The organism is Synechocystis salina LEGE 00031 (genome assembly GCF_015207985.1).
Taxonomy (GTDB): Bacteria; Cyanobacteriota; Cyanobacteriia; order Cyanobacteriales; family Microcystaceae; genus Synechocystis; species Synechocystis salina.
This window is the reverse complement of record NZ_JADEVV010000066.1, coordinates 1-20848: the sequence shown is the minus strand read 5'-3', so window position 1 is coordinate 20848 and position 20848 is coordinate 1. Positions and strand designations below refer to the sequence as shown.

The window sequence follows — 20848 nt, the reverse complement described above, 5'->3', positions numbered from 1 at the left end:
CATGGAAGTCTGGGAAAAAATACCACTCCGGCTATGGCCATGGGCTTCATTGACCGCCCTGTCGAAATTGCAGAAATACTTACCTGTAGAGGCTTTTGCCACTTCACTCCTTAAAAGGACAGTGCCGAAATACCTCAAACAGGGTCTTGCCGACAATATCACTTTCTTTTGTAGCGGTCGCCTTCAGGTATTCATCCGTGACGGCAATAATCTCAAATCTGTCGGGCTGGAGCACCAGAATTTTGCTTGGTGACGCATTGAAAAGTCTCTTGTATAGAAAATCCATTGGTTGATTCATTATGCCTACTTGTCCGATAAGCTGCTCCAATTCCCGACAGTGACAACATCCATGGGCTTGCCGATAAAGTAGCCTTGGGCTTCGTCGCAACCAAGCTCTCGCAACAGCCGCAGAGCGGATGTGTTTTCTACCCCCTCAGCTACTACATTCAGATCCATGGACTTCCCAAGACCAACCACAGCGGCGACAATTTTCCGAGACTCTTGGGAACTGGAGAGAGTTTTGACGAACATTTGGTCGACCTTCAGTTCCGAAAAAGGTAACCGTGCCAGTTGCACAAGGGAGGAGTAACCGACGCCAAAATCATCAATGGACAACTGAAATCCATGGATGCGAAACTGAGTCAAATGCTCTAATAGCACCAGTGGATTTTCCATGCTAGCTGTCTCTGTAAGTTCCAGAATAATCTGTGATGGCTTAATACTATGCTCGCGGCATTTATTTCTTAACCAGTGGGGAAAATTTGTATCTTTTAAATTGATTGGTGAAAGATTCAACGCATATTTCAATGGAGATCTATGGTTCCGTAGGGGCAAGTTGGCTAAGGCGTAATGATAGACTTGTCGCGTTAGTGCATCAATCATTCCTCGTTGCTCAGCCAAACCAATGAACTGATCCGGGGGGATCATAGTACCGTCCTTTTGGGGCCAACGGGCGAGGCATTCAAATCCGACTAGTTCGCCAGTCAGACAGGAAATTTTGGGCTGAAAGTGGGCCACAAAGACTTTGGCCTTGAGCGCATCGCTGATTTGCTCATCAGAAACAGAATAGGTTGGGAATTTCCGCGTTGAAACAGTCTCATGGGCATCCTTTGCCAACAATTCCAAAAGTTGAGCACGGGAAAAGGGCTTGGCTAGGGTGCCCAGAAGCCGAAGTCCGTTTTCAGTGGTGGCCCTAGCAGAGGATTCTAGTATGCGTCCTCCTAGACCAGACATAATGATCACCGCTGCTTTGCAGTCCATTTCCGCTAGCTTACGGATAACTTCTATCCCATCGCGATCGGCTAGTTGCAAATCCACCGCCACGTGGGTTGGTGCCGAGGAGGCCACTTTCTCTAGAAAAATATCGGCATCATCAATATAGTCAGCGTCATAGGCTGCGGTGGCGGCCATCATGCAGATTGTGGCGGCGACATCCTTTTCGTCGTCAAGGACTAACAAGCTTCTTGAGACTTTTGTTTTCTCCGCCACAGTGACCTCGATATTTGCTGTTAATGCTCAAGATGCCGGTTATGACCGCCTACTGTGATTTTAGTTTATGGAGCCTGCAACTTATTGATATATTCCCGGAAGCGTTCTAGGTCTGCTTGGATGGTAGATTCCACCACCCGACCGAGGAAGAGATTATCCATCAATAACCCCAGCCAACCCGGTACGTTATAGGCGATGGTGAGGCGGACAATACTTTTCTCTTGGCGATCGTAAAAGCGCACAGCGCCCCGGTTGGGCAAACCATCCACCGATTCCCATTGAATAATTTGTTGGGAAATTAATTTAGTAATCCGCGACAGCCAGGTGAACTCCAAACTGCCACTGGCCAGCTTCCACCGGGAAAGCTCTGGATCATCTTCCAGCACTTTGACGGAATCAATCCATTTCATCCAGCGGGGCATCTGCTCCAGGTCAGACCACAGTTGCCACACCAATTCAATGGGAGCATCCACTTCCATCTGCACACTATGTTCTAGCCAATTAGCCATGGGATTTGAGAAAAATTATTGGGCGGAAGGGACGGGGATTTGCAAACGGGCTTGGTTAGCCAAAACGGCCTGGGCGGCCTGGCGACCGGATAGGGTGGCCCCCTCCATACTATCGATGTAATCCTGTTGGGTGTAGCTACCGGCTAAAAAGAAGTTGGCGATCGGGGTTGCTTGGCTGGGGCGGAAAAGATCCATGCCCGGTGCTTCCCGGTATAGGGATTGGGCTAATTTAACCACGCTGTACCAAGTCATGTTCAGATCCGCTGCGGAAGGGAACAGAGCTTTAACCTGTTTAAGCACCCGATAGGCGATCGCCTCGTTGGACTCTTTCATAAAGGGATCACCGGGGGTCAATACAAGTTGCAACAATGAGCCTTCCCCGGGTCGGTAATAATCGGCGGGACTGGTGAGGGCTAGGTCAGCAAAACAGGAAAATTCCGCATCGCTGGTATAGAGCAGGTTGTCTAACCCAAAGGCTTGTTCTAGCTGTTTGCGTTTGGCTGGGTCATTCATTTCCGTTACCCAGCCGTCAAAGCGCAGTTGCACTGTGGCTACGGGAACGGTGTTCAGGTAGTAAATTTTGTTAAAAAAGTCCCATTGGGTGCGCCAACTTTCCGGCAACAGGTTTTTAATGCCCGGCACGTCACAGGCGGCCACATAGGCATCGGCGATTACGGTTTTGCTGTCAGAGCCATCGTTGATCACTAAGCCGGTTACTTTAGTTTCTCCGTCAAATACCTTGGTGTGAATTTCCTTGACTCGATGCCTGGTGTAAAACTTGGTACCCCGTTTTTCCAAATATGCCTGAATGGGTTTATGTAAATATTCCTGGGGCGAGCCTTCCAACATCCGCAACACCGAGGCTTCCGTGCGGGCGGCAAACAGTTGGAAAATAGTCAGCATACAACGGGCGGAAATGTTTTCCGTATCAATAAAACCCAACGCATAGGCGATCGGGTCCCACATTTTTTTCAAACTACCTTCGTTACCCCCTTTGCTGAGGAACCATTCGGCAAAGCTAATCCTGTCCAAATCCCGGATGGTTTTCATGGCTCCGTCAAAGTCCACTAAACCCCGCACAATGGGACTGGTGGCCAGGGCAATGGAGTTGGCAATTTTGTCCTGGGTATTCAGTTGGGAAGTGGTGAAAAATGCTTTTAAGCCATTAAAGGGAGCGCCGGTGAAGAAACGAAAATCCAATTCGCCAATGCGCCCTCCTTGGTTAATGAAGGTGTGGGTATGTTGCTTGAGCCGCAAATTTTGCTTAGCCCCCACCTTTTCCATCAAGTTGAAAAGATTGTAGTAACAGCCGAAAAAGACATGCAAGCCCATTTCGATGTGGTTGCCGTCGCCGTCCACCCAACTGCCCACTTTGCCGCCGATGAAACTCCTGGCTTCGTAAAGTTCAACTTCGTGGCCCGCATCCACCAATTCCACTGCGGTGGCCATCCCTGCCAATCCCGCTCCTACAATTGCAACACGCATTTCGGCTTCACCCTATGATTGAACTTTGCCAGATAAATTAGCACTGTTACAAATTTTAATCTTCCTTAAACCCTCCCGGCAAGCGCCCAAGTTCTCCGCCGCGATAGTCTAAAGTGATGGGTAGAAGTAGTTTGCGTTCATAGTTTATTGCTCCCCATGCCCCTGCCGGTCTTGAGTTCCTTGCCCCGTTACCTTTGTGCCCTGGTGCTACTGTTAGCTCTGCACAGTCCTTTGCTGTCGCCCACCCCGGCGATCGCCGCTGACCTCAGCCCTGTTAGGGAAAGAAATAGCCAAACCCTCAAACCCTACCTCGACCAGGCGATCGAACGGGTGACGGAGTTTCAACTGGATAATGGTTTGAAATTTATCGTCATGGAGAATAATGAGGCTCCAGTGGTGTCCTTTTACACCTACTTTGATGTGGGAGGAGTGGATGAACCGGTGGGAAAAACCGGCGTAGCCCACTTTCTGGAGCACATGGCCTTTAAGGGTACAGAACGCATTGGCACCAAGGATTTTGCCCAGGAACAAAAGCTACTAGACCAATTGGACGAAGTGTTTGGACAAATCACCCAGGCCAGGGCCAAGGGGGATAAGGAGGCAGAGGCCAAGTTAGAGGAAAAATTTAAGCAAATCCAACAACAGGCCCAGAGCTTAGTGCAACAGAATGAATTTGGGCAAATTATTCAGATGGCCGGGGGAGTGGGCTTAAATGCAGCCACCAGCGCCGATGCTACGTTTTATTTCTACAGTTTGCCGGCCAACAAATTGGAACTGTGGATGTCTTTGGAGTCGGAGCGGTTTTTGGAACCGGTATTTCGGGAGTTTTACCAAGAACAGGAGGTAATTCTAGAAGAGCGGCGTATGCGCACGGAAAATAACCCAGTGGGGCAAATGGTGGAGGAATTTTTAGACACTGCTTTTACTAAGCACCCCTACCGCCGCCCGGTGATTGGTTATGACGAGGATATCCGCAACCTTTCCCGCCAAGATGTGACGGATTTTTACGAAAAATATTACACCCCTGGCAATATGACCATTGCGGTGGTGGGGGATGTGAAGGCTAACCAAGTTAAAAGTTTGGCGCAGAAATATTTTGGTCGTTTCCCTAAGCGCCCCCCTACGCCCCAGGTAACGGTGGTGGAACCGCCCCAGACGGAGCAGAAGGAAATTAATCTGACCCTCCCTTCCCAACCTTGGTATTTCGAGGGTTACCACAGCCCTGCTTTTGATGATCCCGATAGTGCGGTGTTTGATGTGATGACCACCATTCTCAGCAGTGGCCGCACATCCCGTTTGTATCAATCCCTGGTGGAGGAACAACAGTTGGCGTTGATGGCCCAGGGCTTTAACGGTTTTCCCGCTGATAAATTTCCCAACCTGTTGATGTTCTATGCCCAGAGTGCCCCCGGCCGCAGTTTGGATGAACTCAGTCAAGCGTTACATGGGGAAATTGAACGTTTGAAAACAGAGCCTGTAACCCAGGAGGAACTGGAACGGGCCCAAAACTTACTACAAATTTCTGCATTGCAATCCCTCAACTCCAATATGGGCATGGCCCAACTATTGGTGAAATACAATGTGCGTACCGGAGATTGGCGTAATCTGTTTGCCCGCCTAGAGGCGATCGCCGCTGTGACCCCGGAGGATATTCAACGGGTGGCCCAGGCCACGTTCCGCCCAGAGAACAGTACCATTGGTCGGATTTTGCCGGAATCTCCAAACCCATGATTCCCCTAGAACATCCAATTTTGCTGGCGAGCTTTGCCCACATTGACCGCACTGTAGGGCTCCACAATCTCTCTCCCCAAGAATATGCCATTGCCCGTCGGGTGATCCACAGCACCGCCGACTTCGATTTTCTCCACCTGCTCCGTTTTGCCCCGGATTTAGCCAAGGCTGAATTTGATCCAGATTTGCCAGAAAACCAGGTGATCGCCAATGGGGAAAAAAGTTTGCGCCAGGGCCAAACCATTGTGGTGGATGTGAATATGGTCAAACAGGGCATTCAAGGTTTAGTACAGCGGACTTTTAACAATCCCATCCAAACGGCGATTGATTTTGCGCCCACGGCCACCCCTGGCAAAACCCGCACCGAAACCGGCATGGACCACTGTATTACCCAATTTCCCGAAGCGATCTACGTCATTGGTAATGCTCCCACCGCCCTTTTAACCCTTTGTCAGGCGATCGCCGTCGGTGAGGCCAGACCAGCTTTAGTGATCGGAGTGCCGGTGGGCTTCATTGGGGTTCTGGAAGCCAAGAAAACTTTATCCACCTTGCCCTGTCCCCAAATTAGGGTGGAAGGAAATAAGGGTGGTTCCCCCGTGGCCGCTGGCATTGTCAATGCGTTACTGATGTTGGCCTGCCAAGAATGCTGAAGAAATTACCGGGGGCCAGGAGGCGTTTCCCACAGACTCCTAGAGAATTTTTCGGCCAGTTAGGATACCCCGCACTTCCAGCATGGCAGTGTAGGTGGGAATGATATGGAGAGTTTCTTCCTCAGGGGTGAGTTCCAAGGCAATTTGCACTGCTTTTTCGAGGTTTTCCTCCAAAATTAGCCTCGATGTTTGTCCATCCCACGCCTCATTTCCCTGGCTTGGTTGAATTAAATTTTCCTGGCTATATTGCAAACGTAGGGCCATGTCATAAAGGCGATCGCCGCTGACGATGAAAGTTCCCCCGGATGCCACCAGGGGTTCAGTGTCCACATCCCAAATCCAAGAAACGTCGGTGCCATCGGCAATGCGGTCATTGAGTACCAACAGGGTAGTGGAGCATTGTCCTTGCAGTTTGAGGTCATTGACGGCCCGAATGGTTTCATTTAAGCCCACCGGATTTTTAGACAGGAGAATGCGGACATGTTTGCCCTCCACGTCTAACTCTTCTGCCCGACCAAAGGCCGCCTTGAAACTGCGGATGTTGTTGAAAATTTTCTCTGTGTTGATGCCCAATTGTTGAGCTACCAAACCGGCGGCTAGGGTGTTGTATTTGTTGTAAACACCAATGAGAATTTGGGGCCACTCACTGCTATGGAAAGCCGGCTGGCTTTTGTGAAATCCACAGCTAGGACATTGAAAATCCCCCAAATGGGAAAGGTAAACCCCTTGATAATCTAGGGAAGTGCCGCACTGGGGACAGTAAATGGAATCCACCGCATGGGGAATTTCCTCCAGGTATAAATCTGGTTCGCTCAAGCCAAAGTAACAAACCTGTTGGGCTAACTTTTGCCCCAGATGGGAAAGGGTCGGATCATCAGCATTGACGGCAATGATGGTGTCTTCCGGCAGGGGGGCGATCGCCTTTTGCCAACGCTGACTAATGCTATCCACTTCCCCATAGCGGTCTAGTTGATCCCGGAAAAGATTCAGGGCCAAAATTGCCCTGGGTTGACAATCCTTGAGCACCAGGGGGAGGACATTTTCATCCACTTCCAAAATGGCAAAATCGGTGGATAAACGCCCAAATAGGTTGGCATCGGCCAACAGAGCAGTAATTAAACCATTGATCAAGTTAGCGCCGGTGGCATTGTGGGTCACCCGATAACCCTGGTCCACCAAAATTTTCCTTAGCAGCAATGAGGTAGTAGTTTTGCCATTGGTGCCCACCACTAAAATCACCCCTTGGGACACTTGTTGAGCTAACAGCCCCAGCATTTTAGGATGTAAACGACGGGCAATTTCCCCCGGTAACACACTGGCGGAACCCAAGCGCAGGGCTTTGACCACGGCTGTAACAGTCTTGGCCACCCCCACTGCAATACCGAGGCGGACCCCATCGGCGATCGAAAGATTACTCATAAACTATCAAAGGAAAATTGACTGCTCCCCCAGGCAGGGCAACGAAACTGGGTTGCATTGACTCCGGGGTGGGAATAACCGGGGTTTTGCATCGAAATGGTCAACGCCATTGTCCATTGAGCTGGGGCCGATCCCAACTTCAACTCCATCGGGCTGCTATCTTGCCTGATTGCGGTGCAAGCTTAAGATTACCCAATCGGGGTAGAACGGGGCAAAAAGCTGGGCAGATCAATGGCACGACGAGAAGGTCGAGGTTCTTTGACTGCAAAAGTTAGTCGATCAATGGCTGGTACTGCTGGGGTCGGGGAAGGTTGGGGCGGGGGAGAAATTTCCTCTGTTTTATCCCCATGGGTTGCCTCTGTTGGGGATGTAATCTCCTGGGCTGGGGTGGGTAAAAAATTAACTAGACCCGGTGTTAGGTCGGCCACGGGAGCACTGGGCGGTTCATTGTTAACACTGGAGAATGAAGCCAACACATCGCCGACGCTGGCCCAGGGTTTCACTTCCTTGGACTGGGCCGTTACATTGGCCACCACCTCACCAATGTCGCCCAGGGGCAGAAGATCAGGTTGGGCCAGGTATTGCTCCAGGGCGGACTTATATTGGAGGGCGTAGCGTTGTTGCCTTTGCAGACGGGCCCTCAGTTCCTGGAGTTGTTGCTCAAAGCGGGCCACTTCCGAGTCATGACGGCCGATCTGTCCTTTTAATTGTTCATTTTCCGCTGTGAGGCTAGTTACTAGAGCTTGGAGTTCTTGGTTTTCCGCCCCCTTATCAGCCATTCCCCCATCCAGTTGATTTTGCTGAGCGATGACCTGCCCTTGGCTCGCCTCCAATTGTTCCGTTAGGGTTTCCACCTGCAATTGTTGTTGCTTACAAGCTTCTTGGTAAACCTGCAGTTCCGCCACCGTATGGGCCAATTGTTCCTGGGCCTGGGTTAGGGCGATCGCCTGGTCTTGAATCAAATTTTCGGCACTGGAAGCTCGACGCTGGTGTCCCAGGAGTTCCTGTTCTGTGGAAGCTAGACGTTGCCCCAGACTAATAACCTGTTCCTGTAAGGCTTCATGGGCCCGGAGAAAGGGTGGAATTAGGACCACAGGGTTATGGTCGTCCACTTCTTCGTACTGTAAATCGTCTCCCTCGAACATAACGGACGTTTCCTGCTCCAAGGGGGTCATTTCCTGCAGGGCCACTTCCCCAGCCAATTCCGTTTCCACCAGCATTTCTTCTAACATTTCAATGCCATCGAGCATGGTGCCGAAATGCTCCTGGTCAGAGGGATTTACCTGCTCCTGTACCTCTCCGCCTATCCCATTGAATAGCAGGGCCAATTCTTCGGCGTTGACATCCGCCGTATCATCATTGTCAGGCTCAGGGAAAAAAGACAGGAAATCGGAATTATTCATAAAAACTTGGGGCTGGGGGAAAGCAGAGGACAATGGCTATGGGCCGGGGGCAAGCCGTCACTGCCTATTGAAGATGGCTCGACTCCGGTTTAAGTTTCCAAGGCTGGGCATAAATTAGCCAGATTTGTTCAATTTTGCACAATTTGCATGCTCAAGTCTAACCAGGGGGAACGGGTGATGGGGGCACTGCTGGAGATAAAGTCCACCCCCGTGCTGGCGATCGCCGTGAGATTGGCCAGGGTAACGTTGCCGGAAGCTTCAATGCGGATGAGGGGGTTGGCTTGGCGGATTAATTTAACTGCAGCGGCCATGGTTTCAGTGTCCATGTTATCCAGCATGATAATTTCCACCTGGGCGCCGATCGCCTCTTCCACTTCCTCCAAATTGCTGGTTTCCACCTCAATGGCCAGGGGATAGGGCAAATTTTGCCGTAGGGTCTGCACGGCTTTAGTAATACTTCCGGCCGCTTGAATGTGGTTATCCTTGACCATCACCGCATCATCTAAGCCGAGACGATGGTTCATGGCTCCCCCCAAACGGCTGGCATATTTTTCCAACACCCTCAACCCTGGGGTGGTTTTCCGGGTGTCCACAAAACGGCTGGGATAGTCGGCGATCGCCTGGACGTATTGCCTAGTCATAGTGGCAATGCCGCTCAAACCCATCACCAAATTGAGCGCCACCCTTTCCCCAGTCAGTAAACTGCCTAAATCTCCCGCCATGGTGGCAATTATGGTGCCGGACTGAACGGTTTTCCCTTCTTGGTCTAATCCCTGAAATTCCATGGAGGGATCCAAAAGCTGAAAAATCCGAGCGGCCATGGGTAATCCCGCCATCACACCATTTTCCTTCGCCACCCAACAGGCTTGGCCCCGATGCTGTAAACCAAGGCCCTGGGTCGACCAATCTCCCCGACCAATGTCCTCCGCCAACCATTGCTGGAGCCAGGGGTCAATAATTATCCATGGGGGTAAACAGGTCATGGGGACTGGGTTCGTTACCAAAATTTACGTCAATTCCTATATTCTCCCTAAATTGGGGTCAATCTAACGTTGAGCAACGTCAACTAAAGCCTCTTGAATTACTTCATCAGTGACACCGTGACGCTTAAGGCTGGCAATCAATGCCAACACGGCGTCATTTTCTAGGAGTTCCAAGTCAGACCGCAAACCTTGACCAATATAAGTTCTTGCCAAGGATTGATGGCCGGAAAAACCAAGTAAAGGCGCAACTCGCTTCAAATCTTCAATTACATCTGCCGGTATGCGGACTGTAATAGTCGTCATAGGACGATTTTTGTCTAACCGCTTTTTTAATGTCTCAGGCTTCATAAAGATCCCTCTCCTGACGTGTCGCTTTGCGGGCTGAAATGATTCGAATAGCCTCATTCTCTCGTTCAATGAAGACAACGTACAACAAGTTCCAACGTCGATCCAAGCCAATCACCGCCTCCCTTGCTTCATCATTGCGACTGGCATCAACCACCACAAGCATGGGATCGAAGAAAGCTTCCACAGCCTGCTCAAAAGTAATTCCATCATGGTTGAGTGGATTAATTCTTGCTTTCCCCTCATTCCAGATGAATTGAATGCCGTTAAAGCAGAAGTTGACATCCATTGACAATATTTTGGTTGGGACAAGCTTAAATTCCTGTCAAAAATTTGGGTGTTGAATATCCGATCGCCCTTGGAGAGCATTGGCCGGATAGACCAATAACGTATTGCCACTGCGCCCCACCACATAAACTTTTTCATCAATGGCGATCGCCACATCGGGATCCTGACATTCCGCTCGCCAGGAATTGCCCTCATAGAGCACCCGACCAGTTTCCCCGGGCAAAATAGCTGTCAAACACTGGCCCTCCACCGCATCCCGCAAAATACTTTTCTGCCGAGGACGGGGGAGAAAGCGCCGCAGTAAAATAATTGACAACACCGATAATCCCAGCCAACAAAGGGACTGGAGCGCAAAACTGCCGGGGACCAACAGGGCCACCCCAGCGGTGGCCACAGCGCTTAACCCCATCACAACGGCGACAAAATCCACCGGGAAAATAACTTCCACAAGGCAGAGTATGGTGCCTGCTACAATCCAAAGATAAACAGGGGACATATAAATGGCTTGGGCCTGCGGTTGAAGCCGGAAAATCAGCAACTGGGAAGAAAATGCTCCCCTCTTCCCCAATCCTAACCCAGTCCATTGATTCCCGGTGATGGCAACTCTGTTGAATTTTCTTTACAATTGTGCTTGACTTGACAGTCCAGCTCCCCAAAGTTGAGTTAAGCTGAAGGTAGTTGAGCTAAGGCCGACAACATAGCTGTATTTGGCTGTTACCTCAAAGTTACGTCGGACCCCGTTCGTTGTTTCCTGACCACCACTGCGAGATATAAAAATATGACTACTGCTACCCTTGCATCTGCTTCTAACTCTGATTCCGCCATCTGGAACAGTCTCAAATTGGCGATCGCCGACAGCTCCGGTTTCAAATGCTGGCAGGATGATAACGGTGAGGCTGTGGTGTCTAAAACGGAAACTGTGGCCCCTCTCCTGCTGGACGCCCAAGTACGTCACTATCTGCGTCAAACCCTAGAAACCCTAGCCTACTAGACACCACTCTTAAGTTTTTGTTCATCTATGACTGCGGTGATTTTGGCTTTTAGTGCCCTACTCCATTGTCTTCTTCCTTCCCCTGCCCCAGGGGTTTTTTTCTGCCTTAATCTGGGGAGAGCATCGACAAACCGCTGGCTGTAGCCTGGGATGCGGAGTGAGGGGGTGATAATCCCGTAGTATCTTGTACAGTAGCAACGCATTCTGGGTGTTGTTAGCGTCACTATCTTGTCCTAGAGGTTCCCATGAACTTGGCAGTTCCTGCATTCGGTCTTTCCACTAACTGGTCTGGTAATGGCAATGGTTCCAACTCTGAAGAAGAGTCGGTGCTTTACCAGCGGTTAAAGATGGTGGAGGAATTGTGGGAAAGGGTGCTACAGAGTGAGTGTGGCCAGGAATTGGTGGATTTACTGACGGAATTGCGGCTCCAGGGTACCCATGAGGCGATCTCCAGCGAGATTTCCGAAGAAGTCATCATGGGCATTACCCAGCGGATTGAACATTTGGAACTCAATGATGCCATCCGGGCAGCCCGGGCTTTTGCGTTGTATTTTCAGTTGATTAACATTGTTGAACAGCACTACGAACAAAACGAGCAACAACGTAACCGTTGGGAAGCTTCCCAGGAAACCAACTTCTATGAGCAGGCTGGCAATGAAGAAGAACTGGTGAACCCATCAAGACTTGGGTCCTCGGCGGGGCCCTTGCCGGTAGGCATTGATCAAAACGAAGTGCAAGCTTCAGTGGGTACTTTTCACTGGTTGATGAGGGAGCTAAAAAGTCTCAATGTGCCCCCCCAACATATCCAAGATTTACTGGATCATCTGGACATTCGTCTGGTGATCACCGCCCACCCCACGGAAATTGTCCGCCACACCATTCGCCGCAAGCAAAGAAGGGTAGACCGCATTCTGCGCAAGTTGGACCAACTCCAGGGTTCCGTTGTGGGTCGGGACTGGCTCAATACCTGGGACGCCAAAACGGCGATCGCCCAATTAACAGAGGAAATTCGTTTCTGGTGGCGCACCGACGAGCTCCATCAGTTCAAGCCCACCGTGTTGGATGAAGTGGACTATTCCCTCCATTATTTTGATGAGGTGCTATTCGATGCGGTGCCGGAATTGTCCAAACGCCTAGGGCAAGCTATCAAGGAAACCTTTCCCCATCTGCGGGCCCCCCGGGCTAATTTTTGCTATTTCGGCTCCTGGGTCGGCGGCGATCGGGACGGCAACCCTTCCGTAACTCCGGAGGTAACCTGGCAAACGGCTTGTTATCAAAGGGGTTTAGTGCTGGGGAAATATCTGTTTAGCTTGGGAGAACTGGTGGCTATTCTCAGTCCTTCCCTCCATTGGTGTAAGGTGTCCCAGGAATTGTTGGATTCCCTAGAACGGGACCGCATTCAATTGCCGGAAGTGTACGAGGAACTTTCCCTCCGCTATCGCCAGGAACCCTATCGAATGAAGCTGGCCTACGTTACCCAACGGCTGGAAAATACCCTGCGGCGCAATAACCGTTTAGCCAACCCGGAAGAACGGCAAACCATGATCACCATGCCCGCCGAAAATCACTATCGCACTGGGGAAGAATTATTAGAGGAGTTAAGACTAATTCAGCGTAATCTCACCGAAACGGGGCTGACCTGTTTGGAGTTGGAAAATCTAATTACCCAGTTGGAAGTCTATGGCTTCAACTTGGCCCAGTTGGATTTCCGTCAAGAGTCCTCCCGCCATGCCGAGGCGATCGCCGAAATTGCTGAGTATATGGGGGTACTCACCACTCCCTATGAGGAAATGCCCGAAGCGGATAAATTGGCCTGGCTGGCGATCGAACTCCAAACCCGCCGGCCCCTAATTCCCCAAGAAATGCCCTTTTCGGAACGGACCAGGGAAACCATTGAAACCCTCCGCACCCTGCGCCACCTGCAGATGGAATTTGGGGTGGATATTTGCCAAACCTACATCATCAGCATGACCAATGATGCCAGTGATGTGCTGGAAGTATTATTGCTGGCTAAGGAAGCTGGATTGTATGACCCAGCCACGGCGGCCAATTCTCTCCGTATTGTGCCTCTGTTTGAAACGGTGGAAGACCTGAAAAACGCGCCGGGGATCATGGATTCCCTGTTCACCTTGCCCTTTTACCGTGCCACCTTAGCCGGCAGCTACCAATCCCTGCGGGAATTGGAAAGTCATCCCCTGGATTATTATCAAATTCCCACCACCAAGGCCCAATTAAATCCCGGTAATCTCCAGGAAATTATGGTGGGCTATTCCGACAGCAACAAAGATTCGGGCTTTTTAAGCAGTAACTGGGAAATCCATAAAGCCCAAAAAGCGCTCCAGGCTGTGGCCCAAAAGCATCGGGTCATTCTGCGGTTGTTCCACGGTCGGGGAGGGTCCGTCGGTCGGGGGGGAGGCCCAGCCTATAAAGCCATTTTGGCCCAGCCCGCAGGCACCGTGGATGGTCGGATCAAAATTACTGAGCAAGGGGAAGTGTTGGCTTCAAAATATTCCCTGCCGGAGTTGGCCCTCTACAATCTGGAAACTTTAACCACGGCGGTGATCCAAGCTAGTTTACTTAAAAGCAGTTTTGATTTCATTGAGCCCTGGAACCGGATTATGGAGGAGTTGGCCTGCACCGCCCGCCAGGCCTACCGCAGTCTGATTTACGAAGAACCGGACTTCCTGGACTTTTTCCTTACGGTCACTCCCATTCCCGAAATTAGCGAGTTACAAATCAGTTCCCGCCCGGCCAGGCGTAAGGGGGGCAAAGCGGACCTCAGCAGTTTGCGGGCCATTCCCTGGGTGTTCAGTTGGACCCAAACCCGTTTCCTTTTGCCGGCTTGGTATGGGGTGGGTACGGCGTTAAAATCCTTTGTGGACCAAGACCCGGTCAAGAATATGAAGTTGTTGCGCTACTTCTACTTCAAATGGCCTTTTTTCAACATGGTGATCTCGAAAGTGGAAATGACCCTTTCCAAGGTGGACCTCACCATTGCCTCCCACTATGTGCAGGAGTTATCTAAGCCAGAAGACCGGGAGCGATTTGATCGCCTTTTCCAGCAGATCAAGCAAGAGTACCAATTAACCAGGGATTTTGCCATGGAAATTACGGCCCATCCCCACCTCCTCGACGGCGATCGTTCTCTGCAACGGTCGGTGTTATTGCGCAATCGCACCATTGTGCCCCTGGGACTACTGCAGATTTCCCTGCTGAAACGCTTACGCCAGGTAACCCAGGAAGCGGAGACCAGTGGTGTGCGCTACCGTCGTTATTCCAAAGAAGAGCTACTGCGGGGGGCCCTGTTGACCATCAACGGTATTGCAGCGGGAATGCGTAATACTGGCTGATTCGGTGATAGGGTACCTAATATTGAGCTAGGGGTAAGGGATTATCCCCTTCTACCTCCGCTGTGTTTGAACATTGCCCAACACCATAACCCCTAACCATGGAGAAAATTCGCATTGCCTTAATTGAAGATGAAGATTTAATTCGCCAGGGCTTGCGGGATGCTTTGAACACCGAGCCTAGTTTTCAGTGGGTGGGGGAAGCGGCCAATGGCCGATTAGGGCTGGCAATGATGGAAGAACAACGCCCCGATGTGGTAATCATCGACATTGGTTTGCCAGACATGAGTGGCATTGATGTTACCCAACGGCTCAAAAAAGGCCCCCTTAATTGCCAATGTCGGGTGGTGATTTTGACCCTCAATCACCAGGAGGAAACGGTGTTGGCCGCTTTTAGTGCCGGGGCCGACGCCTATTGCATGAAGGACAGCCGCACGGAGTTGTTAATTGAGGCTATTCAAGCTACCCACGGTGGTTTTGCCTGGATTGACCCGGCGATCGCCAGAATAGTATTGGCCCATGCCCCAGCGGCGGAACCATCGGAACCGTCTTCCCCCACTCGAACATCTTTGTCCTATGGGTTAACGGAAAGAGAATTGGAGGTTCTGCAATTAATTGTGGACGGTTGTAGTAATGCCGACATTGCAGAAAAACTCTATATCACCGTGGGCACAGTGAAAACCCATGTCAGAAATATCCTTAATAAGCTCTGCGCCAACGACCGTACCCAGGCGGCGGTGCGGGCCATCCGCTCTGGACTGGTTAACTAAGGTCAATCAATTTGGGTCATTGACATTGCCGGTGGTGATGGGGCCCCAAAGTGAAATGCTGGTTCTTACCCTAATTGCTTGATCGGAAAGAGTGGGCATGTCGGCCCCAACCCTATCTCCGCCGACTGGAACCGGGCAGGACTGTGCGCCAATTGGTTTTAGCAAGCTTTAACTGCTCTGGGGATACCTTGGCTGAACCCAAATCTGCCCCGGAGAAGTTAGCACCCTGGAGATTAGCGTATTTAAAATTAACGCCGCTGAGATTTGCTCCCCGTAGATCCGCCCCCCGCAGGTCGGCATAGCCGAAGTAGGCATCGCTCAAATTGGCCCCTTTGAAGACGACATTTTTCAATCGGGCCTTGCCAAAGTCTGCCCTAGTCAGCTCCGCTTGCTCAAAATTGGCATTGGTCAAATTAGCTTGGTAACAGTTAATTCCCGGCACAAACGCCTTAGCCAAAACGATGCCAACTAAATTCTGATCGGCAAAATCCCGTTTCCCCTGGGCATACTCGGCTAAAAAAGTTTTACCATTCCAACGTTTAATCTCCGGTTGGTTGGCGATCGCCGGTTTTTCCTCTTCCCGTTCCCGACGAGAAAGGGGCTTTTGGTTAACCATATTGTAGTCAATCCCCCCTGCCCCAACAGGGCCTCCATCCCCTGCATTGGAAGCAGGGCGCACCCTAGTGGCCGGAAGCTCAACATTTTTGGGTTTAGCGGTGCGGGTTTTAATGCCAGTGTTAAACCTAGTGGAGCTAGGTCCCCTGGACTGAACATTAGTGTTAAACCGAGTGGATGGGTCACCATAGTCTGGGGAAGAACTATTCCCCATGTGGATCCCCGTCGCCGGTTCATCCCCAGTCCCCGTTATGGAGCTAAAGGGAGTGGAAACCATGCCCTGCATCATGCCATCTTCATAGGTGGGCATCTCCAGGGCATCCAGCACCTGTTGGGCACTCTTGTAACGGTGACGCACGGAAAGTTCCAACATTTTGCGGATCACTTCAGCAAATTTGCCAGAAACTGTCACATGTTTTTCCCAGTCCATTTCCCCCGTTTGACTGTTGCAATCAATCTCCTTGGGAGTCTTGCCAGTTAGTAAATATAAACAAGTTACCCCAGTGGCATAAATATCGCTGGCGTAAACTGGGCGCATGGCCATCTGTTCCGGGGGGGCAAAACCCGCCGTGCCCACCGCAAAAGCCGTTAGGGCCGTTTGAGCTGAGGTGTTGGAGGATAAAACTGAATCAATTTGATTTTTCACCGCCCCAAAATCAATCAGCACTAATTTTTGGTCCGTTTGGCGACGAATTAGATTAGCTGGCTTGATATCCCGATGAATAACTTTTTGGGAGTGGATATAGTCAAGGATGGGCAATATTTCTGTTAAAAATTGCTTAACACTGCCCTCGGTAAAAGTGCCATTTTTTTTCACTTCTTGGTGTAAATTATGGCCTTTTACATACTCTTGCACTAAATAAAACTGATGATCATCCTCAAAGTAATCCAGTAAACGAGGCACCTGGGGATGATTACCGACCCGACCCAAGGTCTGGGCCTCCCGCTCAAATAGTTCCTTGGCCATGCGGAACACATTGGGGTCATCGGTTTGGGGCCGCAACTGCTTTACCACACAGATGGGAGTTCCGGGCAGTGCCACATCCGCCGCCGCAAAAGTAGCCCCAAATCCTCCCTTTCCCAATAAACCCAAGGTTTGGTAACGACCGTTCAGACGCAAGCTACCGCCACAGGCTTGGCACACCTGCACGTTATTCGGGTTTTTAGGATGGGGACAATTGGGATTAACGCAAAAACTCATTCCGGTTCACCAGATGGTGTGATGTAAGACTAACCTATGCTTTATCGAATTCGTTAAATTTTCCGAAAAGTTGATGGGATTGGGAAGGCCACTCTATTTTAGGCTAGTTAGCGGGAAACTTTGGTTCATTGAGCCCCTGCCACTATAAATTTGTTCCGAAAGTTGTCAAACATTGGTTGGAATGGCCTGGGGTAATGCCTTCAGCGATACAATAGATGCCGCTGACGCCATAGCAAACCAAGCAAGCATTAATAAAAATCAGTAGAAAAGGAAACCCATGCGTATCTCTGTCAACTGGCTGCAATCCCTGGTTGAAGTTAATTTGTCTCCGGAAGAGCTTGGGGAATTGCTAACGATCGCCGGTTTGGAAGTGGAGGAAATCGAAGACCGTCGAAGCTGGGCAGCGGGAGTGGTGCTGGGGCGAGTAATTTCTCGGGAAAAACACCCCAATGCGGATAAATTAAGCGTTTGCGTGGTGGATATTGGGGCAGAGGAACCCTCCACCATTGTCTGTGGAGCCCCCAATGTGAGGGCAGACATTCTCGTGCCAGTGGCTACCCTGGGCAGTTATCTACCTAAAGTAGATCTGAAAATTAAGCCAGCCAAGTTAAGGGGCGTAAAATCCTCCGGCATGATCTGTTCTTTGGCAGAGTTGGGTCTCAGTAAGGAGTCGGCGGGCATCCATATCTTTGCCGATTTGAATTTGCCCCTGGGTAGTCCCGTGGGGCCTCTGCTGGGCTTAGATGATGTGATTTTGGAAATTAGCCCCACTGCTAACCGGGCCGATGCCCTCAGCATGGTGGGGGTAGCTCGGGAAGTGGCGGCCCTCACCGGGGGTAAGTTAAGCCTGCCGGAAGTGGAGGAAGTCTCAATATCGGACCAGGATTTGCCCATCAGTGTGACGGAAACCCAAGCTTGCCCGGCCTATGTGGGCACTGTGATGCGGGGGGTGAAGGTGGGTCCTTCCCCAGATTGGTTGCAACAACGGTTATTGGCCGCGGGGACCAGACCTATCAATAACGTGGTGGATGTGACTAATTACGTGCTCTTGGAATGGGGCCAGCCTCTGCACAGCTTTGACCAAGATAAATTGCAAGCCCTAGGGGCCGGAGCAGATATTCACCTGGGGGTACGGTTTGCCAAGGCAGGGGAAAAGTTAATTACCCTGGATGACCAGGAACGGACATTGCAACCCCAAAATTTATTAATTACCGCCCATGACCAACCAGTGGCGATCGCCGGGGTGATGGGGGGAGCCGCCACGGAAGTGGATGAAAATACCCAAAATATTGTGCTGGAAACTGCCCTATTTGATGGGGTCACCATTCGTAAATCCAGTAAGGCCATTAACCTCCGTAGTGAATCTTCCACCCGCTATGAACGGGGCGTGAACCAGTGTGAATTGGAAGTGGCTCTGCATCGGGCGATCGCCTTAATGACAGAATTGGCCGGGGGCACTGTGGTTCGTCAGGGCAAGGCCGATCAACGGCAGAACCTAGGGGAAGCCGTAATTAATCTGCGTTTAGAACGCCTGCAACAATTGCTGGGTAAAGTGAATACCCCCAATGGTATTGGCGAGATTACCGCTGAAGATGTGGAAAGAATTTTGACCGATCTAGGCTGTGGGTTAACCCGACAATCCGATAGCGCCACTCCAGTGTGGGCTGTGACAGTGCCCTCCTACCGACAACGGGATATTGAACGGGAAATTGACCTCATTGAAGAGGTGGCCAGGCTCTACGGCTATGACCATTTTTGTGAACAGTTACCCAACAATGCGGTGCCCGGTGGTTTATCCCCCGCCTATCAAGCTGAGTTGGCCCTGCGGGAAGCCTGTCGGGGTGCGGGTTTAACGGAGGTAGTCCATTACTCCCTCGTCAAACCCCAGGGACCCGAAGTGGTATTGGCCAATCCCCTCTTTGCGGAATATTCCGCTCTCCGCACCAATTTACTCGATGGTTTGATCACCGCCTTTGCCAATAACCAAGCCCAAAATAATGGGGCCTTGAATGCCTTTGAAGTGGGTCGAGTTTTTTGGCAAAACGAAGGGGACATTGGTGAGGCGGATCACCTGGCGGGCATTTGCGGCGGCCCCCAGATTACCCAAGGCACCTGGCCCCAGGGCGGCAAACCCCAATCCATGGGTTGGTACGATGCCAAAGGTTTATTAGAAGAAATTTTTCAGCGTTTGGGGGTAACGGTCACCTACAACGGCGATCGCCAAGACCCCCGTCTCCATCCTGGTCGCACGACCCTATTAAGTTGCAATGGCACAGTGTTAGGTCAGTTTGGCCAACTCCATCCCCAATTACGGCGAGAAAAAGGTCTGATTGATGAAGTTTACGCCTTTGAAATCGCCTTAGCCCCCCTATACCAAGCCATGGAAACCCAAATTCTGGGTACGCCCCATTTCCGTCCCTACTCCCCCTACCCAGCGGTGGCAAGGGATTTGGCCCTCTATGCTCCCCTGGAATTAACGGTGGCGGAACTTACCCAAGCCATGGTCAAAGCCGGTGGCAATTTACTCGAACAGGTGGAATTGTTTGATGAATACCGGGGGCAATCCGTCCCGGCTGGACAACGCAGTCTCGCCTTCAGTTTGGCCTACCGGGTCGGCGATCGGACCCTCACCGATGCCGATGTGGAACCCCTCCATAATCAAATCCGGGAAGCGTTGACCAAGCAATTTGCCGTTAGTTTACGCAGTTAAAAAGGCTTGGAAAAGCTCACCCAAACCTCTAAGACTGGGGGAAAATGGACAAAAGTCCCCCCATTATTGCCATAGCTTTAGTAGGTTTATTTTTTGGGAAAAACTAAAACTTTGCCAATGGGCTTCTATAGTCATTTTAAATAAGACTGAGATTGAAGTCATTACAATAAGAGCGGATAATTTCATCAAGGCTTGTTCCTTCTGGAGCGTACATTCTATTCCTTTTTAATACACTAAAATCATGCTCGATATCATTTAAATCAGGAGAATACTTGGGTAAAAAGACAACCAGATGACCTGCTTCATTAGCTAATTCTCTAATAGCTGTTTTACGGTGAATAGGAGCATTATCCATTATTGATATTGATGGAATGCCGAGTGACGGTAACAAATATAAACTTAACCAACTTTCAAAGCCTTCTGCATTCATACTCCCGGTAAAAACCATCGGTGCAATCAAATCTTTTTTTCCTTTTCTTCTTTCTGCCACTAGATTTTCTCGGACTCCCCTTTTTCCTTGTCTATCTCCATAAATTTTCTTTCCTTTTTTTGACCAGGCATAAATACAAGCTTCGATTGCTTCAAATCCTGATTCATCTATGTAAACTATCGCCCGACTACCATAGACCTTGATTAACTCTCTTAATATTCTATAGTACTTCATTCGTTCATCTCGGTTTCTTTCTCGATAACGTAGTTCTTTTTTTCTGTTTATTTTCCTTTTCTTTAATGCATAACATATGGCACTCGGCCTTACTCTAAATTTATTGGCTCTGTCTATCAATCTGGGAGCATCCCACTTTTGCAAAAGTCTTACTGGGCAAACTGTCAAGCAATTCTCAAAGCCTTATTCTGAAACGCATCCAAGTATAAGTATTTATACTTAAAATCATTGAGCTGGAAAAAATGGGAT

At 50.3% G+C, this 20848-nt stretch carries 17 protein-coding genes and 1 pseudogene; 7 read left to right on the top strand and 11 right to left on the bottom strand.

What is annotated here, in order from left to right; all coding sequences use genetic code 11:
- Positions 1-253 (top strand): hypothetical protein (locus IQ217_RS19070; RefSeq protein ID WP_228025779.1); only part of this gene is annotated, 253 nt, incomplete at its 5' end.
- Positions 254-303: 50 nt separating this feature from the next.
- Here the strand turns inward: IQ217_RS19070 and IQ217_RS17015 are convergent.
- From IQ217_RS17015 to zds, 3 genes are all read right to left on the bottom strand, one after another.
- Positions 304-1488 (bottom strand): EAL domain-containing response regulator, encoded by a 1185-nt coding sequence (locus IQ217_RS17015; RefSeq protein WP_338116578.1) that lies wholly within the window; start codon positions 1486-1488, stop codon positions 304-306.
- A gap of 65 nt (positions 1489-1553) precedes the next feature.
- A complete protein-coding gene (locus IQ217_RS17010) occupies positions 1554-1997 on the bottom strand; it encodes an SRPBCC family protein (protein ID WP_194020864.1) in 444 nt (147 codons plus the stop codon).
- 15 nt (positions 1998-2012) lie between these two features.
- Positions 2013-3482 carry a 9,9'-di-cis-zeta-carotene desaturase gene (gene zds / locus IQ217_RS17005; protein WP_194020863.1) on the bottom strand — a complete coding sequence of 490 codons (1470 nt, stop codon included), beginning with the start codon at positions 3480-3482 and terminating at the stop codon, positions 2013-2015.
- A gap of 156 nt (positions 3483-3638) precedes the next feature.
- Between zds and IQ217_RS17000 the strand changes: the two genes are divergently transcribed.
- On the top strand, positions 3639-5213 hold the full coding sequence (locus IQ217_RS17000) for a M16 family metallopeptidase (RefSeq protein ID WP_194020862.1): 1575 nt from the start codon (positions 3639-3641) through the stop codon (positions 5211-5213).
- Positions 5210-5863: a cobalt-precorrin-8X methylmutase gene (locus IQ217_RS16995; RefSeq protein ID WP_194020861.1), complete on the top strand. Its 654-nt coding sequence runs from the start codon at positions 5210-5212 to the stop codon at positions 5861-5863. The genes IQ217_RS17000 and IQ217_RS16995 overlap by 4 nt, the downstream gene beginning before the upstream one ends.
- Positions 5864-5902: 39 nt before the next feature.
- Here the strand turns inward: IQ217_RS16995 and IQ217_RS16990 are convergent, their stop codons facing one another.
- The 6 genes from IQ217_RS16990 to IQ217_RS16965 all read right to left on the bottom strand — a co-directional run bounded on the left by IQ217_RS16990 (position 5903) and on the right by IQ217_RS16965 (position 10797).
- Positions 5903-7282: a Mur ligase family protein gene (locus IQ217_RS16990; RefSeq protein ID WP_194020860.1), complete on the bottom strand. Its 1380-nt coding sequence runs from the start codon at positions 7280-7282 to the stop codon at positions 5903-5905.
- Between the two features lie 188 nt (positions 7283-7470).
- Positions 7471-8685, bottom strand: a complete 1215-nt coding sequence (locus IQ217_RS16985) for a hypothetical protein (RefSeq protein WP_194020859.1) — start codon at positions 8683-8685, stop codon at positions 7471-7473.
- A gap of 128 nt (positions 8686-8813) precedes the next feature.
- Entirely contained in the window at positions 8814-9668 is an 855-nt protein-coding gene (nadC, locus tag IQ217_RS16980) for a carboxylating nicotinate-nucleotide diphosphorylase (RefSeq protein ID WP_194020858.1), read from the bottom strand.
- Between the two features lie 63 nt (positions 9669-9731).
- Entirely contained in the window at positions 9732-10016 is a 285-nt protein-coding gene (locus tag IQ217_RS16975; RefSeq protein WP_194020857.1) for a hypothetical protein, read from the bottom strand.
- Positions 10006-10302: a BrnT family toxin gene (locus IQ217_RS16970; protein WP_190598063.1), complete on the bottom strand. Its 297-nt coding sequence runs from the start codon at positions 10300-10302 to the stop codon at positions 10006-10008. The genes IQ217_RS16975 and IQ217_RS16970 overlap by 11 nt, the downstream gene beginning before the upstream one ends.
- A gap of 36 nt (positions 10303-10338) precedes the next feature.
- On the bottom strand, positions 10339-10797 hold the full coding sequence (locus tag IQ217_RS16965) for an NfeD family protein (protein WP_190598062.1): 459 nt from the start codon (positions 10795-10797) through the stop codon (positions 10339-10341).
- A gap of 282 nt (positions 10798-11079) precedes the next feature.
- Here IQ217_RS16965 and IQ217_RS16960 point away from each other — a divergent pair, with 282 nt between their 5' ends.
- The 3 genes from IQ217_RS16960 (at position 11080) to IQ217_RS16950 (ending at position 15409) form a co-directional block, all read left to right on the top strand.
- Positions 11080-11292: a hypothetical protein gene (locus IQ217_RS16960; RefSeq protein WP_223342375.1), complete on the top strand. Its 213-nt coding sequence runs from the start codon at positions 11080-11082 to the stop codon at positions 11290-11292.
- A 245-nt stretch (positions 11293-11537) separates the two neighbouring features.
- A complete protein-coding gene (ppc, locus tag IQ217_RS16955; protein WP_194020856.1) occupies positions 11538-14642 on the top strand; it encodes a phosphoenolpyruvate carboxylase in 3105 nt (1034 codons plus the stop codon).
- Positions 14643-14740: 98 nt separating this feature from the next.
- Positions 14741-15409, top strand: coding sequence for a response regulator (locus IQ217_RS16950; protein WP_194020855.1), 669 nt, complete (start codon positions 14741-14743; stop codon positions 15407-15409).
- 112 nt (positions 15410-15521) lie between these two features.
- Here the strand turns inward: IQ217_RS16950 and spkB are convergent, their stop codons facing one another.
- On the bottom strand, positions 15522-17225 hold the full coding sequence (gene spkB, locus IQ217_RS16945) for a serine/threonine-protein kinase SpkB (RefSeq protein ID WP_194020854.1): 1704 nt from the start codon (positions 17223-17225) through the stop codon (positions 15522-15524).
- Positions 17226-17502: 277 nt separating this feature from the next.
- On the opposite strand from spkB, the gene pheT reads away from it, so the two are divergent.
- Complete coding sequence (pheT, locus tag IQ217_RS16940) at positions 17503-19935, top strand: phenylalanine--tRNA ligase subunit beta (protein ID WP_194020853.1); 2433 nt, start codon at positions 17503-17505, stop codon at positions 19933-19935.
- A gap of 136 nt (positions 19936-20071) precedes the next feature.
- On the opposite strand, the pseudogene IQ217_RS16935 reads toward pheT, so the two are convergent.
- Positions 20072-20722, bottom strand: a pseudogene (locus tag IQ217_RS16935) (IS630 family transposase); the annotation flags it as partial.
- Positions 20723-20848: the final 126 nt, after the last annotated feature.

Excerpts from the sequence above, each read along its gene's own strand:
- ppc (WP_194020856.1), top strand. The coding sequence starts at position 11,538 with ATGAACTTGGCAGTTCCTGCATTCGGTCTTTCCACTAACTGGTCTGGT.
- IQ217_RS16960 (WP_223342375.1), top strand. The coding sequence starts at position 11,080 with ATGACTACTGCTACCCTTGCATCTGCTTCTAACTCTGATTCCGCCATC.
- IQ217_RS16995 (WP_194020861.1), top strand. The coding sequence starts at position 5,210 with ATGATTCCCCTAGAACATCCAATTTTGCTGGCGAGCTTTGCCCACATT.
- IQ217_RS16950 (WP_194020855.1), top strand. The coding sequence starts at position 14,741 with ATGGAGAAAATTCGCATTGCCTTAATTGAAGATGAAGATTTAATTCGC.
- pheT (WP_194020853.1), top strand. The coding sequence starts at position 17,503 with ATGCGTATCTCTGTCAACTGGCTGCAATCCCTGGTTGAAGTTAATTTG.
- IQ217_RS17000 (WP_194020862.1), top strand. The coding sequence starts at position 3,639 with ATGCCCCTGCCGGTCTTGAGTTCCTTGCCCCGTTACCTTTGTGCCCTG.
- IQ217_RS16985 (WP_194020859.1), bottom strand. The coding sequence starts at position 8,685 with ATGAATAATTCCGATTTCCTGTCTTTTTTCCCTGAGCCTGACAATGAT.
- IQ217_RS16990 (WP_194020860.1), bottom strand. The coding sequence starts at position 7,282 with ATGAGTAATCTTTCGATCGCCGATGGGGTCCGCCTCGGTATTGCAGTG.
- IQ217_RS17010 (WP_194020864.1), bottom strand. The coding sequence starts at position 1,997 with ATGGCTAATTGGCTAGAACATAGTGTGCAGATGGAAGTGGATGCTCCC.
- zds (WP_194020863.1), bottom strand. The coding sequence starts at position 3,482 with ATGCGTGTTGCAATTGTAGGAGCGGGATTGGCAGGGATGGCCACCGCA.
- IQ217_RS16975 (WP_194020857.1), bottom strand. The coding sequence starts at position 10,016 with ATGAAGCCTGAGACATTAAAAAAGCGGTTAGACAAAAATCGTCCTATG.
- spkB (WP_194020854.1), bottom strand. The coding sequence starts at position 17,225 with ATGAGTTTTTGCGTTAATCCCAATTGTCCCCATCCTAAAAACCCGAAT.
- IQ217_RS16970 (WP_190598063.1), bottom strand. The coding sequence starts at position 10,302 with ATGGATGTCAACTTCTGCTTTAACGGCATTCAATTCATCTGGAATGAG.
- nadC (WP_194020858.1), bottom strand. The coding sequence starts at position 9,668 with ATGACCTGTTTACCCCCATGGATAATTATTGACCCCTGGCTCCAGCAA.
- IQ217_RS16965 (WP_190598062.1), bottom strand. The coding sequence starts at position 10,797 with ATGTCCCCTGTTTATCTTTGGATTGTAGCAGGCACCATACTCTGCCTT.